This window comes from Nesterenkonia flava, assembly GCF_031432335.1.
GTDB lineage: Bacteria > Actinomycetota > Actinomycetes > Actinomycetales > Micrococcaceae > Nesterenkonia > Nesterenkonia flava.
The window spans coordinates 22,300-37,094 of sequence record NZ_JAVKGT010000030.1 but is presented as its reverse complement, the minus strand read 5'-3'; the positions used below and the strand labels follow the sequence as shown (position 1 = coordinate 37,094).

The following is a 14,795-nucleotide window of genomic DNA, read 5'->3' as shown; positions in this document are numbered from 1 at the left end:
CTTCTGAATCCCCTGGACACGCCCGGACCAGCAACACATTTATGGCCTATAACCCACATCCCGCCACGTTCTATGTGGGCGGGGCCCGCGGTTATACGGACTACCCGTTCTGGGCAGACTGACCCCGCGCTCTCGGGCTGAGGTCGGAAACGAAAAGAACGGCCCCCCTCGCTGAATGCGAGGGGGGCCGTTCTTCTTGAGGGTTCAGATCATCGAACCTCTCGGATCGCTGAACCTTAGAGAGGAGTGACGTTCTCCGCCTGCAGACCCTTGGGGCCGCGTGCGGTCTCGAACTCCACCTGCTGGTTCTCCTCGAGGGAACGGAAGCCGGAAGTGGTGATCGCGCTGAAGTGCACGAACACGTCGTCTGAGCCGTCTGCGGGTGCAATGAACCCGTAGCCCTTCTCAGCGTTGAACCATTTGACGGTGCCAGTGGCCATGATATTTCCTTACTATGTTTCTTTCGGCGCACCGATAATACGGTGCTTGTCCCGCATACGCCGGCCAGGCGAATGCGGAGAATATGATGCGGCCACCAGCTGATGAAGCTATTGACGTATCTGCGACCACACTACGCTACTGAAGGGCTTCCGCCAAGGGGTAGGTTTACGCAGCCGCCTGAGCCGACCCCAGGAAGGGCCTCCACGCCTCGTGGGGCGCGTCGAGTTCCTGCGGAAGCCAGACGTGCTGGGCAGGGGCTTTGGGGGTGATCCGCAGTTTCCAGCCCAGCTCTTCCAGCGTCTTGTCCCCCTTGCGCACGTTGCACGGTCCGCAGCAGGCCACGAGGTTCTCCCAGCTGGAGTCCCCGCCGCGAGATTTGGGCACCACGTGGTCCACCGTGGCCGCAGCCTTGCCGCAGTAGCCACAAACGCGTCGGTCCCGACGCAGGATCCCGCGCCGCGAGGGTGCGCTGGGGCGCCGTCGGGCCACCCTGACGTACTGGTGGAGGAGGATGACCGCCGGCCGCGGCATCAGGAGCGACGGCGAGGCAATCGGAGAACCGTCCTCGGCCAGGATGCTGGCCTTGCCCCGCATCACCAGGACCGCAGCACGGCGGGAGGTCACGACGCTCAGCGGCTCGTAGCCGGCATTGAGCACCAGGGTGCGCATCAGCTCTCCTCCCGCTCGTACGTGTCAGGTCACAGCGGAGTGGTTCCAGAGTCAATATAGACGCCCTGGAGACTCTTGTCCTGTTCTGTGACACGGGGCAGAAGGTGAAGAAACACGTATGGGGCGCGATCCCCATCAAGGATCGCGCCCCATACGTGAAGAGATTTTCAGCCTAACGGCCGAGTGGCTCAGCCTGCTCGGTAGTAGCCGGAGACGTTGTGCCAGGCCTCGTGGAGACCGTGGAGGCGGACGCCACCCGAAGAGGTCGCAGAGATGACCTGGCCGTTGCCCACGTAGATGGCACCGTGTCCATTGCCGTTGGCGAGCACGATGTCACCGGGTTGCGGGCTGCTGACGCGCGTCAGGGAAGCAGCCATGCCGTGGGTGGTGCGGGGAACGCTCTTACCAGCCTGGTTGTAGGCCCAGTTGATGAAACCGGAGCAGTCGAAGCCTGCGGTGGTGGTGCCACCCCAGGAGTAGGGACTGCCGATGCCGGCGTATGCCGCGGAGACCACGGAGCCGCCGCCTGCAGGCGCAGACGGAGCGGGGCTGGTCTCGGTGCTGCTGCTGGCCGCAGTAGTCCCCGACTGGGACTGCTGGCTGGAAGTGCCCTGCTGAGCCTGCTGAGCGGGAGCGGACTGCTGAGTCTGCTGGCCAGAAGCCTGGGCCTGCTGCTGAGCAGGGGCTGTCTGCTGAGCAGGGGCTGTCTGCTGAGCGGGGGCAGCGGCCTGCTGGGTCTGCGGTGCGGCAGCCTCAGTGGTCTGCGCTGCGGGCACTGCCTCCGGAGCCGGCTCGGGAGCAGCGGCCTGCTGCGCCGGGCTGGAGGAGACCACGGGACGGTCGAAGGTCAGCTCGACGTCCTGGGTGGCGGCCACCGTCACGGGGGTGGCGTTGGATGCCAGCTCCACGTTGAGGTCGGAGGCCGAGATCTCGAGGGTGGTCACCTCGCGACCCTGGTCCACTGCTGCTGCGTTGGCAGCGGCACCGCCGGAGATCACCAGCCCGGAGGCGGCAACGGCCACGGCTGCACCGCGACCCATCACACCGGCGTTGGATGCCACGGCACCAGCCAGGGTGTTGCGGGCCCGGCGGCGCTCACGGCGCGAAACGATCGTGTTGTTCTCTGTCACTTCTACTGAAACCTCTCCCTGTTGTGGCGGATCCGCCGGTGTGGAGCTTGAACAGCCGGGATGCTGTGTGCTCCAGGTCCAGTTCGACCGCGGGTTTCCGCCCCCTGCTCTGCGGTAGTTTTTGCGAACTTCTCCTGTCGGCGGCAGGGTCTTAGACCGACTGGAGGCCCTCAGGGTTTTCGGACATCTCCCCTGAGCACGAAACGACTTTATAACAGGTTGATATAAATGTCACGCTCAGGTCACGGAGCCTGGGGAAAATCCTGGGATGAGCCTTGAGCCGAGCTGGAACGCACGGGCTGCATCCGCATGATGACGCGGATCCGGGGGCATTCCTCAGCTACCGTGTCCTTTGTCACGGGAACGTCACATTCGTGATCTGAGGCCATCGGAGAGGCCTCCGGGAACCCCCGCACGGCCCTTACGGGTCACGACACCGTGATGTGGTCGGACCCCGAGCGTCACGAGGAGCTAGACGGCCTCGTGGACGAAGATGTGCTGGGCGACCTCCAGGGGGAGCTCCACCTCGAGAGCCTCCATACCCTCACCGGTGACGCGGCAGGTGACGTAGGCGTCCGTGGAGCCGGCCAGCTCCACCCGGCTGCCGGGGCGCAGCCCCACTTCCAGCAGTTGCTCGAGAACCTCGGGCTCCACCTGAATGGACTCGGCAAGGCGCTGAATCTTCCACGTGGAGGCTCCGGTGCCGGCGTCGTGGTTCTCCGCCGCCTGCCGCAGGGTGGTCCGGGAGAGCTGCGAGGGATGAGCCCCCGCAGCAAAGCCCAGCTTCTCGAGCCCCGGAATGGGATTGCCGTAGGGAGACTCGACCGGGTCATCAAGAATCTCCACCAGGCGGCGCTCCACCCGCTCGCTCATGACGTGCTCCCAGCGGCACGCCTCCTCGTGGATATAGGGCCACTCAAGACCGATGACGTCCGAGAGCAGCCGCTCCGCCAGGCGGTGCTTGCGCATCACCTGTACCGCAAGATCGCGCCCCTTCTCCGTAAGCTCCAGCTGGCGGGCCTCGTTGAGCAGCAGCAGCCCATCACGCTCCATGCGCGCCACCGTCTGCGACACCGTGGGACCGGAATGCTCCAGCCGTTCGGCGATTCGAGCACGCAACGGGACGATGCCTTCCTCCTCGAGGTCGAGGATGGTACGCAGATACATCTCCGTAGTGTCGATCAGATCGGTCAACGTGTGCTCTCCGAATCAAACTAGTATGAGGGCGGCATTCGTTATTACATCATCTCACTGAGGAGACGCCTGTGGCCGCTGAGCACCTAACCATTCCGGACGAGCTGCTTCCCTCTGACGGCCGGTTCGGCGCCGGCCCGTCCAAGGTGCGGCCGCAGCAGGTACAGGCCCTGGCCGAGGCCGGACCGAAGCTGCTGGGCACCTCACACCGCCAAGCACCCGTGAAGAACCTGGTGGGCAGCATCCGTGAAGGCCTCGGGGAGCTCTTCTCCCTGCCCGAGGGCTATGAGGTGGTGCTGGGGGTCGGCGGTGCGACCGCTTTCTGGGACGTGGCCAGCTTCTCTCTGGTGCAGGCCAAGGCTCAGCACCTGTCCTTCGGGGAGTTCGGCTCCAAATTCGCCAAGGCCACTGACAACGCGCCGTTCCTGAAGGCCTCCTCCATCCTGACCTCGGAGCCCGGCACTCGACCGGTACCACGCGCCGAGGCCGGCGTGGACGTCTACGCCTGGCCTCAGAACGAGACCTCCACGGGTGTGGCCGCCCTCGTGCACCGCGTCGACGGGGCCGACGACGACGCCCTAGTCCTCATTGACGCCACCTCCGGCGCCGGCGGGTTGGCCGTGGACATCGCCGCCACCGATGCCTATTACTTTGCGCCCCAGAAGAACTTCGCCTCCGACGGCGGGCTCTGGATCGCTGTCCTCTCGCCTGCCGCGGTTGAGCGCGCTGAGCGCCTTGCCACCGATCGGTGGATCCCGGACTTCCTGAAGCTGACCACCGCCATCGAGAACTCTCGCAAGAACCAGACCTACAACACGCCCGCCCTGGGCACTCTGGTGACTCTCAATGAGCAGATCGCGTGGCTCAACGCCTCCGGCGGCATGGAATTCGCCGCGGCCCGCACGGCGGACTCCGCTGGACGGGTCTACCGCTGGGCTGAGCAGCACGCGCAGGCCACCCCGTTCGTGCAGTCCGCAGAGGACCGCTCCAACGTCATCGTGACCGTGGACTTCGACGATTCGGTGGATGCCTCCGCCGTGGCGAAGACCCTGCGCGCCAACGGCATCGTAGACGTCGAGCCCTATCGAAAGCTGGGACGCAACCAGCTGCGCATCGCGACCTTTGTCGCCATCGAGCCGGAAGACATCAGTCGCCTCCTGGGCGCCATCGACTTCGTCCTCGAGTCGCAGGCCTGAACCCGCAACGGGAGCTGCCGGCGGTGAGCGTGGAGGCGGTCGAGGCTTAGGCCTCGGCCGCCTCTTTGTCGCTCTGCTGCTCCTGAACCTTCTTCTCTTCCTCGCTGACCCGCTCGGACCACGGCACCCATTCGGGCGCCAGAAGCGCTCCGGCTCCTGGGAGCAGGCCCAGCTCGCACACGGTGGGCTTCTTGCTGCGAGGAGCCCGGGCCAGAGTTACGAACCATTCCCAGCCGTGATAGCCGGGCTTGGAGGCGGCGAAGCGGTGGGTGAGCAGGCGGTCGCCGTCGGCGCTGATGCTCAGGTGCTCCCCGATCTGATCCTGCGGAGCGATCTCAGCCAGGGCGGTGCGGGCCAGCTCCTGGGCCTCGGCCAGCACGGTGTCCTTCTTGTATGTGGGCATGGTTCTCAGGCGTCGAAGTCGTCGGCGACACGGCGCAGCAGCGCAGCAATCTTCTTGGACTGTTCAGGCTTGGGGTAGTGCCCCTTGCGCAGCTGACCGGTGGTGTTGTCCAGCAGGTTCACCAGGTCCTGAACGAGTTCGCCCATCTCCTCGGCCGGCTTGCGGGTCGCTCGCACCACGGAGGGGGCCTCGCTGAGCAGGCGGACGCTGAGTGCCTGCTTGCCCCGGCGCCCGTCGGCGATGCCGTACTCCATGCGGGTTCCCGCTTTGACGCTGGAGACCCCGGACGGCAGGGCGGAGGAGTGCAGATACACTTCCTGGCCGTCATCGCCGGTAAGGAATCCGAAGCCCTTGTCGGCGTCGAACCACTTCACTTTTCCGGTTGGCACGTCTTCTTACCTCTGGTCTGCTCGGGCACCGAATTCATGAGGTTCCCCCGCGCAGCGCCCCGGTGTGGGACTGGACTGCGCCGCGAGGAACCTCGTACACGGTGCGATTATGGGTGTTGTCTGCCTTCTAGGGTACCGCCGTCACGCGTCAGAGATAGAATTCTGTCCATGCCTGCGACCACCGCCTCTCGTCAGCCGCTGCCGGCACGCCTGTGCCTGATCCTGGGTGTGGTCGTGACCGCCGCGTCCTTTGTCGCACTGCTGGTCATTCTGGGCTTCTACTTTGCCGGCTCCTCACAGCACCCGCAGCTCTTCGGCACTGCGCTGTGGGGCTTCCCTGTGGGCTTCACACTGATGTGCCTCTATGTCATCTTCTCTTTGGGGCGACGCCGCCGCCTGAGCCCCGCCTGAGCCGCTCGCCTGCGGGACAGCACGCCGCATGCTCACCCGACGGCCAGCGTGCTCCCAGCTGATTCCCAGATAGCGGGAGGAAACTTGGCGCCGTGACTGACAAGACACCGGAAGCCAAACTGCTCGTTGTCGACGACGAGCCCAACATCCGTGAGCTGCTAGCCACTTCTCTGCGCTTTGCAGGTTTCGAGGTGGCCGCCGCGGCCAATGGGCGCGAGGCTCTTGACACTGCCGAGGAATTCGCCCCGGACCTTGCCGTGATGGACGTGATGCTGCCCGACATGGACGGCTTCACCGTCACCCGACGCCTGCGGGCCGCAGGGAAGCACTTCCCCGTGCTGTTCCTCACCGCTCGAGATGACACCGAGGACAAGATCACCGGCCTGACCGTGGGCGGCGACGACTACGTCACCAAACCCTTCTCCCTGGACGAGGTCGTGGCGCGCATCAAAGCAGTGCTGCGCCGCACGGCCCCGTACGAGGACGAGGACGCGGTCATCACCATCGACAACCTCGAACTCGACGACGACGCCCACGAGGTTCGGCGCGACGGCGAGATCGTGGAGCTCTCCCCCACCGAGTTCAAGCTGCTGCGCTACCTGATGATGAACCCCAACCGGGTGCTCTCCAAGCAGCAGATTCTTGACCACGTCTGGGAGTACAACTTCAACGGTGATGCCTCCATCGTCGAGTCCTATATCTCGTACCTGCGGCGCAAGATTGACTCTGGAGCAGAGGGCGCGCCCATGATCCAGACCAAGCGAGGCGTGGGCTACGTGCTGCAGACCTGGGAGCGCCGCCAGCGCAGCCAGGGCCTCTAAGCGCAACGCACCGCAGACTAGACTGTGCGCATGGCTCTTCCAGCGCTCGGTTCCGTCTCACGCACCTGGCGCCGGGCCTCGCTGCGCACGCAGCTGGTCTTCATCACCTCAGGTCTGCTCATCCTGACCCTGGCGGTGACCACCTTCGTCTCCGCCTCGCTGTTCCGCCAGGAGCTGGACCGGAACCTGGATGAGGACCTCGCCGCCAACGCCAACAACGTCTCGATGTACCTCATGCAGCAGGGCAGCTCCAACGCCCTGGAAGATCAGCGTTCCATCCTGCGCTTCTACGGCGTCCTGCTGGACGAGAACGGTGAAACAGTCGGTCGCGCCACGCACTTCCCGTTCGAGGGGCTGGACCTGCCGCAGATTCCCCAGCCCACCTACGAGGAGACCCTCGAGCTGTGGGGCGAGTCCTTCAACGTCCCCGGCACCGTAGAGAACTCGCGAGGCTGGCGCGTGCAGGTTCACCCGCTGCAGGCCCAAGAGGGCACCCTCGTCATTGCCCTGCCCCGGGACCAGGTAGAGACCTCCGTGGAGCGCGCCACGTTCCTCGTCTCCACTATCGGCCTGTTGGCCGTCTTAGGTGCCTCCACCATCGCTTACGCCCTGGTCACCCGCGCATTCCGTCCGCTGCTGCGGGTGGAGAAAACCGCGGGCCAGATCGCCGCAGGCGACTTTTCCCAGCGTGTGGAGACCTCTGCCCCGCCGGAGACGGAGATCGGGCGACTCTCGAGCTCCCTCAACGTCATGCTGGAGCATATCGAGGAGGCTTTTGACGCCAAAACGGCCTCCGAGCAGAAGATGCGCCGCTTTATTCAGGACGCCTCCCACGAGTTGCGCACGCCTCTGGTGACCATCAGAGGCTTCTCCGAGCTGTACCGCCAGGGAGGCCTCAGCGACAATCCTGAAGCCGTAAGCGCCGCTATGGGCCGCATCGAGTCCGAGGCGACGCGCCTGGGCCAGCTCGTTGAGGACATGCTCACCCTCGCCCGCCTGGACGAGCAGCGCCCCCTGCAGATGAAGCCCCTGGACCTGAACATCATCGCCCACGAAGCTGTCATGGACATGACGGTCAACGCCCCCGAGCGCGAGGTCAAGGTCGTGGGCCTGTGCACCGAGGGGCCCAAGTCTGCCCCGGTCCTCGGAGATGAGGGACGCATCCGCCAGATCGTGACCAACCTGGTGACCAACGCGCTGCGCTACACCCCCGAGGGCTCCCCGATTGAGCTGGCAGTGGGCACCGACAGCCTCATCGACGGAAAGCCCGAATCAGTGCTGGAAGTCCGGGACCACGGCGAAGGCATCCCCGCAGAGGATGCCGCAAAGATCTTCGAGCGTTTCTACCGGGCCGACAAGTCCCGCCAGCGCGAGACCGGGGGCACCGGCCTGGGCCTGGCCATCTGCGCGACCATCGCTGCCCAGCACGGCGGCAGCGTCCGTCACAGCGAGACCGAGGGCGGCGGAGCCACCATGACCCTACGGCTGCCCAAGGCAGAGGATCTCGAGTTCGACGGTGACCATGAGGCTGACCTGGACGACGAGGAGCTGGAACAGCTTCGCGCCGCTGCCCTGGAGCACCGAGAGCACTGAGCACCGGGAAAACTAAGCACCGGAAGCACGGAGCATCCAGACCGCTGAGTCCCCTTGTTCTTTTCCCCAGGGCGGGATGAGGCACGACGACGTCCCGCAGTATCCTCGTATCCCCTGAGGCACCCGGCTGCCCCGCCGTAGGGGCCCTAGCGTCAGAGTCGGCAGGCGCGTCCGCGCCTCCCCGCTTCGCAAGCGGTGACCGAGGATGGGACACAGCACGATGGCAATCTTCCAGATCGATACCGCAGACCTGCTCGCCAAGAGTCAGAGCGTCGAGGCCACCCTGGGTCGCCTCCAATCAGATGTGAACCTGATGGAGTCCCAGCTGCGCCAGCTGCAGGGAACGTGGAAGGGCTCAGCAGCTCTGGCCTTTCAAGACGTCCTGACCCAGTGGCGGGCCACGCAGGCTCAAGTTGAGCAGTCCCTGGCCAACGTTCGGCAGGCCATGACGGTGGCCTCGACCCAGTATGAGGACACCGAGCTGGCCAACACTCGCATGTTCGGCCGCTGAGGGACACCAAAAGGCCCCGCAGTGCCGTCGGGCTCTGCGGGGCCTTTTGTGCGGGAAAGGGGCGATTACATCATGCCGCCCATGCCACCCATTCCGTCCATGCCCTCGGCACCTGCGCCGGCCGGGGTCTTCTCCGGCTTGTCGGCCACAACTGCCTCGGTGGTCAGGAACAGGGAGGCGATGGAGGCAGCGTTCTGCAGAGCAGAGCGGGTCACCTTGACCGGGTCGTTGACGCCGGCCTCCAGCAGGTCCTCGTACTCGCCGGTGGCAGCGTTCAGGCCGGTGCCGTCGGGCAGGCCCTTGACCTTCTCCGCCACGACGCCGGCCTCCAGGCCTGCGTTGATGGCGATCTGCTTCAGCGGAGCCTCGATGGCGACCTTGACGATGTTGGCACCGGTGGCCTCATCGCCCTCCAGGGAGAGGGACTCGAAGGCGCGCTTGCCGGCCTGGATCAGGGCCACGCCGCCGCCGGCGACGATGCCCTCGTCCACAGCGGCCTTAGCGTTGCGCACAGCGTCCTCAATGCGGTGCTTGCGCTCCTTGAGCTCCACCTCGGTGGCAGCACCGGCCTTGATGACGGCCACGCCGCCGGCCAGCTTGGCCAGCCGCTCCTGCAGCTTCTCGCGGTCGTAATCCGAGTCGGTGTGCTCGATCTCAGCCTTGATCTGGTTGACGCGACCGGCGATCTCGTCGGCGTCGCCTGCGCCCTCCACGATGGTGGTCTCGTCCTTGGTGACGACCACCTTGCGGGCGGTGCCCAGCAGGTCGAGGGTGGCGTTCTCCAGCTTCAGACCGACCTCTTCGGCGATGACCTGACCGCCGGTGAGGATGGCGATGTCGGCCAGCATGGCTTTGCGGCGGTCACCGAAGCCGGGGGCCTTCACGGCCACGGACTTGAAGGTGCCCTTGAGCTTGTTGACGACCAGAGCTGCCAGAGCCTCGCCCTCAACGTCCTCGGCGATGACCAGCAGGGGCTTGCCGGACTGCATGACCTGCTCCAGGATGCCGATGACATCCTTCACGGAGGAGATCTTGGAGTTGGCGATGAGGATGTAGGGGTCCTCCAGAACTGCTTCCTGGCGCTCCGCGTCGGTGACGAAGTAGCCGGAGAGGTAGCCCTTGTCGAAGCGCATGCCCTCAGTGAGCTCCAGCTCGAGCCCGAAGGTGTTGGACTCCTCGACGGTGATGACGCCTTCCTTGCCCACCTTGTCCAGGGCCTGGGCGATCAGCTCACCGATCTGCTTGTCGGCAGCGGAGATGGAGGCGGTGGCAGCGATCTGCTCGGTGGTCTCGATCTCCTTGGCGGACTGGAACAGCTCGGCGGTGACGGCCTCCACGGCCTTGTCGATGCCGCGCTTCAGGCCCACCGGATCAGCGCCAGCGGCCACGTTGCGCAGGCCTTCCTTGACGAGGGCCTGGGCAAGAACGGTAGCGGTGGTGGTGCCGTCGCCAGCGACGTCGTCGGTCTTCTTGGCGACTTCCTTGACGAGCTCGGCGCCGATCTTCTCGTAGGGATCCTCGAGCTCGATCTCCTTAGCGATGGAGACACCGTCGTTGGTGATGGTGGGGGCACCCCAGGACTTCTCGAGCACAACGTTGCGGCCGCGGGGGCCCAAGGTGACCTTGACGGCGTCGGCGAGGGTGTTCAGACCCCGCTCGAGGCCGCGGCGGGCCTCTTCGTCGAATGCAATGGTCTTAGCCATATGGCACGTGTCCTTCCTGGACCTAGATATCTGACGAACAGTGACGTTCTCCGGTCGAACCTTGTCAGATGCCCGCGACGGACGGCCAGTCTCCGCGTCACCGGAGACGTCATACGGCCTCACCTGTCAGGTTCTGCTGCTTAGCAGTCTCGACACGAGAGTGCTAGTCCAATTTTTAGCACTCTCCCCCGCCGAGTGCAAGACACTAAGAAGGCTTGCACTCGGCGGGAAAGTGAGGGCGAAGGGACCCGCGGCGCGCCCAGCTCGGCGTGGGCCGCGCCCGAATGGAGTGCAAGACGCTAGAGAGCTAACGGAAGGGATAAAGGCGCGCCATGACCGTGGATGCAGTTCGCCCCCGGTCGCATTGCGCCGGGGGCGAAAAACCTGGGGATAACGGGGGCTACTGCGCGCTCTCGGCCCCCACCGCTACGGCAATGATGCCGGCCTCAGTCCAGCCGTCGCTGGCACAGGTTGCGGCACCGAGCTCAGCAGCGATCTGGGCCGCGGTGGCCTCTTCTGCCGGCGGGTGGACCACCACGGGTGCGGTCTCGCCGCAGGTGTTCCAGCCCGAGCTCCAGTTGTCCTGGCCCGTGACGTTGAAACCAGCATTCTCCAGCTGGGAACGCACGGAGCCAGCCACCCCCGGGGTGCCGTCATAGTTGTAGACGTAGATGGGGAAGTCCATATCAGCCTCGCCCGCGGCGTCGGCCTCCCCTTCAGTGCCTTCTTCCCCTTCGGCACCTTCTTCGCCCTCGGCACCCTCCTCGCCTTCGGCGGGCTGCTCCTGCTCGGTCTCCTGGGTCTCGTCCGCGGCCTCAGGTTCGTCATCGCCGGTGAACAGCGGAAGGATGAAGTAGGCGAAGGCACCGACGAACAGGCAGAAGGCGGCCAGCAGGCCGATCCACTTCAGACCCCCACCCGAGACACCGTTGGCGGCAGCGGCGCCGGGCGCGCGGTGCTTTCCAGCCTCCCCCTGCTTGTACGGGGGGACGTCGTCGAACTCATCATGGGGGAACTGGCTCATGGGGTGTCGTCCTCACGTGGTGCTTGCATTCGCACCCATCCTACGGCGCAGGCGGCGCTGAGCCGCGCATATCCGCCCCACCGCTACAGTGGAACGGGTGAGTGTCTCAGAGAATCTCATTGCACCCTTGGAAGCCGGCTGGGAGACCGCCCTGGCCTCCCAGACTCAGCAGTTCGCGTCCGTCGCCGAAGCCCTCACGGCCCGGCGGCAGGCCGGTGAACAGATCCTGCCCGCACCCGAGAACATCCTGCGCGCGTTCCGCCAGCCGTTTCAGGACGTTCGGGTTCTGGTCATCGGACAGGACCCTTATCCGACCCCCGGCCACCCGATCGGCATGTCCTTTGCCGTCGCTGCCGATGTGCGTCCTCTGCCGCGGAGCCTGCAGAACATCTATAAGGAGCTGCACAGTGACCTGGGGATCGAGCCAGCCGCCCACGGGGACCTCACCGCGTGGGCGGACCAAGGCGTGCTGATGCTCAACCGGGTCCTGACGGTGACCGCTGGGGCTCCGGCGTCGCACCGTGGCCTGGGCTGGGAGCAGATCACCGAAGCGGCGGTCTGCGCACTGGTGGAGCGGGGTCAGCCTCTCGTCTCCATCCTGTGGGGAGCCCAGGCGCGCCAGCTGCAGCCACTTCTCGAGTCCGGGGCGCACACCCGCGTCATCGTCTCCCCGCATCCTTCACCTCTGTCCGCCAGCCGCGGGTTCTTCGGGTCCCGACCGTTCTCCCGGACCAATGCGGCGCTGAAGGAACTGGGCTCCGCACCCATCGACTGGCGAATCTCCTAGCAGCCCCCGAGCGGAAACGTCACCACCGCGCTAGCACACGGGGGCGTCGTCGGGACCCTAGCGGCGGCGGCCGCGGGCCCGCTCGTTGGACTGTAGTGAGGAGGTGAAGGGCCGCATCATGACGTCGCCGAGCACAATGCCTGCGGCGATGGCCAGAATGATGATCAGCGCGTTGAAGAGCTGGAAGAGACCGGCCATCATGAACGTCGAGGAATTCTCGATCGCAATCTGGTACATACCGCGGAAGACCATGAGTCCAGGCAGCATGAACATCATGGCCGGCACCGCGACCACCAGCTGTGGGGCGCCCATACGCAGCGCCACCACGCGGCCGAGGGCACCGACCACCGTCGCGCCGATGAGCGGGGTCACGCGGTCACCGAGCCCGATCATCTCCCCCGCGTAGAACGCGATGAAGCCGAGTGCCGACACGATGGCGGTGGGCAGGACCATGCGCCAGCGCGACTGCTCCACAATGGCGGCGGCGAGCGCGGCGAAGAAGACCAATCCCACCATGATCGTGGGGTGATAGATGCGGGTGAGCCCTTCGGCGATCTCGATGGGCGGAGCGCCCAGCAAGTCCGCGATCACGACGGCGGCCATAATGCCCGAGGTCATACCAGCGAAGGCGATCATCGCCGAGACGAGACGTCCGGCCGAGGTGATGGGAAAGCCGTTGATCGCATCCTGAATCGCCGAGACGATACGGGCACTCGGCAGCAGAATCATGAGCCCGCCGGCCACCACCATGGACGGGGTGATCTCGGCGTCGAGCATGAAGGCCGCCATCGCAAAGCCACTGGCCACAAAGCCTCCCGCGGCCAGGGTGTAGAACTCCGGCACCCGCCAGGCCGTCAGCTGACGCGTGGTCCACAGCACCATGATCGTTGCCGCGAAGCCCAGGGCGGCATCCAGCAGAGGGGCGCCCAGGAATGAGGCGAAGAAGCTGGCGAACACCGCACCGGCGAGCGTGACCAGCCACCGGGGGTAGGGTTTGGGCTCGCGCGTGATCTCCTCCAGGCGCTGCTCCGCCTCGGAACGGGTCAGGCGCCCGGCAATGATGTCGGTGACCAGTTCGTGCACGGCGGCGAGCGCCTTAAAGTTCGAGGACCAGGAACGGACCACGCGCACGCGGGTATAGGGAATCTTGCCCTCGGGTGCCCAGTTCAGAATGATCGACTGGTTTGTGATGTCCGCATCGGTGTTCTTCATGCCGAACGCAGCGGTCACAGCGATGATCGAGGACTCCACCTCCAGCGCGCCGGCACCGTAGCGAAAGAGCGCCTCGCCCAGGTCCAGGACGAAGGCAATGGTCTCCAGCTCGTCCGCGTCCACCGGATGTTCGGCCTGGTGCGGGTTCTCATAGGGCGTACCTACCAGTCGGTCCACCAATGATATCTGAGTGGTGACGGGGCGCTCGGTCTGCATGATTCGTCGAAAGACGTGCTGCGGGCTGACCCGACGTTCGAAGACGGCACGGTCAAGGATCTGGCCCTTGCGGAACTGGTTGCCCAGCTTGGGCTTGAGCCAGCTGGGGCGGAGCACCGAACGGCGGCGCAGCGGCACGCTGTCGAGCGCGGTTGACGGCGGCACCGGCGAGGAGGGCACTGTCGGCGGCTGGTTGATGCCGCCGGTGGACGGTCCTGAGACAGCCGGAGCCGACGACGTGGCAGGCTCGGCGCTGGCAGCCAGGTCAAAGTCATCCGGGAACTCGTGGCGCACGGACTCCGCCTCGGCGGCTTCGGCCTCCTCAGCAGCACGGGCTACGGCCTCGGCGTCATACTCTTCCCATTCCAGAGTTGCCTCTTCGGCGGCGGAACGCCAGGAGGAGGCGATGGAACCGGTGAGGGACTTGACGAACCCTTCGTCCTCCTCGGCCTCAGAGGGCCGGACCACGGGGATCAAAGTAGTGTCAGTGGACGGTTCGGAGATGACCGGGTCGATCGGGACAGTGTCGTGCGAGACCCCAGTGGCGTGAGAGCTTCCCGAGCCATGGATGGACTCGCTGCGGTGAGCGTCCTGGTCGGCTCGGCTGCTCCGATGGGCGGAATCGTGTGAATCCTTCTCCGTCACTGCCCCTCCTCTCAAGCAGAAGTCCACCACAAAGAGACCCGTTTGTGACGGGCCTGTGGTGAATTCGAGGTGAAAAACATGCCTGCGAGTCAGGCGAAGAGCGATGAGGAACTCATCTGTGGATCTGATTGGACTCGAACCAACGACCTCTCGCGTGTGAAGCGAACGCTCTAACCAACTGAGCTACAGATCCCTACAGCACCGTGCGCAGCGCGCCTATCAGTGCCGTAAAAGATTAGCACCCCCGAGACGCTATCCCCAACTCGGTGCTGGTTCCGCGGGCGGGGAGACCCCGCCACGCTCTCCACGAGGTGGCCCCCACACCCGGCCTACCGGGCGCACGGGTCCCTGACCTCGTGGCTCCCGGTCCGCTGACGCGGACCATCACGCCTGAAGCTGGTTCCGCGGGCGGGGAGACCCCGCCACGCTCTCCACGAGGTGGCCCCCACA

General features: G+C 65.5%; 15 protein-coding genes and 1 tRNA gene. 6 read left to right on the top strand and 10 right to left on the bottom strand.

The genetic code is table 11. From position 1 onward, the window contains the following. Positions 1-236: 236 nt before the first annotated feature. The 4 genes from RH857_RS10890 to RH857_RS10875 form a co-directional block, all read right to left on the bottom strand. A complete protein-coding gene (locus RH857_RS10890) occupies positions 237-440 on the bottom strand; it encodes a cold-shock protein (RefSeq protein ID WP_310537998.1) in 204 nt (67 codons plus the stop codon). Positions 441-606: 166 nt separating this feature from the next. Next, positions 607-1,110: an HNH endonuclease gene (locus RH857_RS10885; protein WP_310537997.1), complete on the bottom strand. Its 504-nt coding sequence runs from the start codon at positions 1,108-1,110 to the stop codon at positions 607-609. A 188-nt stretch (positions 1,111-1,298) separates the two neighbouring features. After that, positions 1,299-2,240: a C40 family peptidase gene (locus RH857_RS10880; RefSeq protein ID WP_310537996.1), complete on the bottom strand. Its 942-nt coding sequence runs from the start codon at positions 2,238-2,240 to the stop codon at positions 1,299-1,301. 471 nt (positions 2,241-2,711) lie between these two features. Next, complete coding sequence (locus RH857_RS10875; protein ID WP_310537995.1) at positions 2,712-3,434, bottom strand: iron-dependent transcriptional repressor DtxR; 723 nt, start codon at positions 3,432-3,434, stop codon at positions 2,712-2,714. Positions 3,435-3,505: 71 nt separating this feature from the next. On the opposite strand from RH857_RS10875, the gene serC reads away from it, so the two are divergent. Next, entirely contained in the window at positions 3,506-4,630 is a 1,125-nt protein-coding gene (serC, locus tag RH857_RS10870) for a phosphoserine transaminase (protein ID WP_310537994.1), read from the top strand. A gap of 46 nt (positions 4,631-4,676) precedes the next feature. On the opposite strand, the gene RH857_RS10865 is transcribed toward serC, so the two are convergent. Next, entirely contained in the window at positions 4,677-5,033 is a 357-nt protein-coding gene (locus tag RH857_RS10865; protein ID WP_310537993.1) for a DUF3027 domain-containing protein, read from the bottom strand. A gap of 5 nt (positions 5,034-5,038) precedes the next feature. Continuing rightward, positions 5,039-5,422, bottom strand: coding sequence for a cold-shock protein (locus RH857_RS10860; RefSeq protein WP_310537992.1), 384 nt, complete (start codon positions 5,420-5,422; stop codon positions 5,039-5,041). Between the two features lie 168 nt (positions 5,423-5,590). On the opposite strand from RH857_RS10860, the gene RH857_RS10855 reads away from it, so the two are divergent. From RH857_RS10855 to RH857_RS10840, 4 genes are all read left to right on the top strand, one after another. Continuing rightward, positions 5,591-5,833 (top strand): hypothetical protein, encoded by a 243-nt coding sequence (locus tag RH857_RS10855; protein WP_310537991.1) that lies wholly within the window; start codon positions 5,591-5,593, stop codon positions 5,831-5,833. 92 nt (positions 5,834-5,925) lie between these two features. Beyond that, entirely contained in the window at positions 5,926-6,654 is a 729-nt protein-coding gene (locus RH857_RS10850) for a response regulator transcription factor (RefSeq protein ID WP_310537990.1), read from the top strand. 30 nt (positions 6,655-6,684) lie between these two features. After that, positions 6,685-8,247: a sensor histidine kinase gene (locus tag RH857_RS10845; RefSeq protein ID WP_310537989.1), complete on the top strand. Its 1,563-nt coding sequence runs from the start codon at positions 6,685-6,687 to the stop codon at positions 8,245-8,247. Between the two features lie 220 nt (positions 8,248-8,467). Continuing rightward, positions 8,468-8,758, top strand: coding sequence for a WXG100 family type VII secretion target (locus tag RH857_RS10840; RefSeq protein ID WP_310537988.1), 291 nt, complete (start codon positions 8,468-8,470; stop codon positions 8,756-8,758). A 65-nt stretch (positions 8,759-8,823) separates the two neighbouring features. Here RH857_RS10840 and groL read toward each other — a convergent pair whose 3' ends face one another. Next, on the bottom strand, positions 8,824-10,461 hold the full coding sequence (groL, locus tag RH857_RS10835) for a chaperonin GroEL (RefSeq protein ID WP_310537987.1): 1,638 nt from the start codon (positions 10,459-10,461) through the stop codon (positions 8,824-8,826). Between the two features lie 400 nt (positions 10,462-10,861). Next, the gene (locus tag RH857_RS10830; protein ID WP_310537986.1) at positions 10,862-11,485 is read right to left on the bottom strand and encodes a LytR C-terminal domain-containing protein; all 624 of its coding nucleotides are present in this window, start codon (positions 11,483-11,485) and stop codon (positions 10,862-10,864) included. 97 nt (positions 11,486-11,582) lie between these two features. Between RH857_RS10830 and RH857_RS10825 the strand changes: the two genes are divergently transcribed. Beyond that, complete coding sequence (locus RH857_RS10825; RefSeq protein WP_310537985.1) at positions 11,583-12,272, top strand: uracil-DNA glycosylase; 690 nt, start codon at positions 11,583-11,585, stop codon at positions 12,270-12,272. A 57-nt stretch (positions 12,273-12,329) separates the two neighbouring features. Here the strand turns inward: RH857_RS10825 and RH857_RS10820 are convergent, their stop codons facing one another. Together RH857_RS10820 and RH857_RS10815 are read right to left on the bottom strand one after the other, a co-directional pair. Next, on the bottom strand, positions 12,330-14,345 hold the full coding sequence (locus RH857_RS10820; protein ID WP_310537984.1) for a threonine/serine exporter family protein: 2,016 nt from the start codon (positions 14,343-14,345) through the stop codon (positions 12,330-12,332). A gap of 119 nt (positions 14,346-14,464) precedes the next feature. Continuing rightward, positions 14,465-14,538: transfer RNA gene (locus RH857_RS10815), tRNA-Val, on the bottom strand. Positions 14,539-14,795 lie beyond the last annotated feature (257 nt).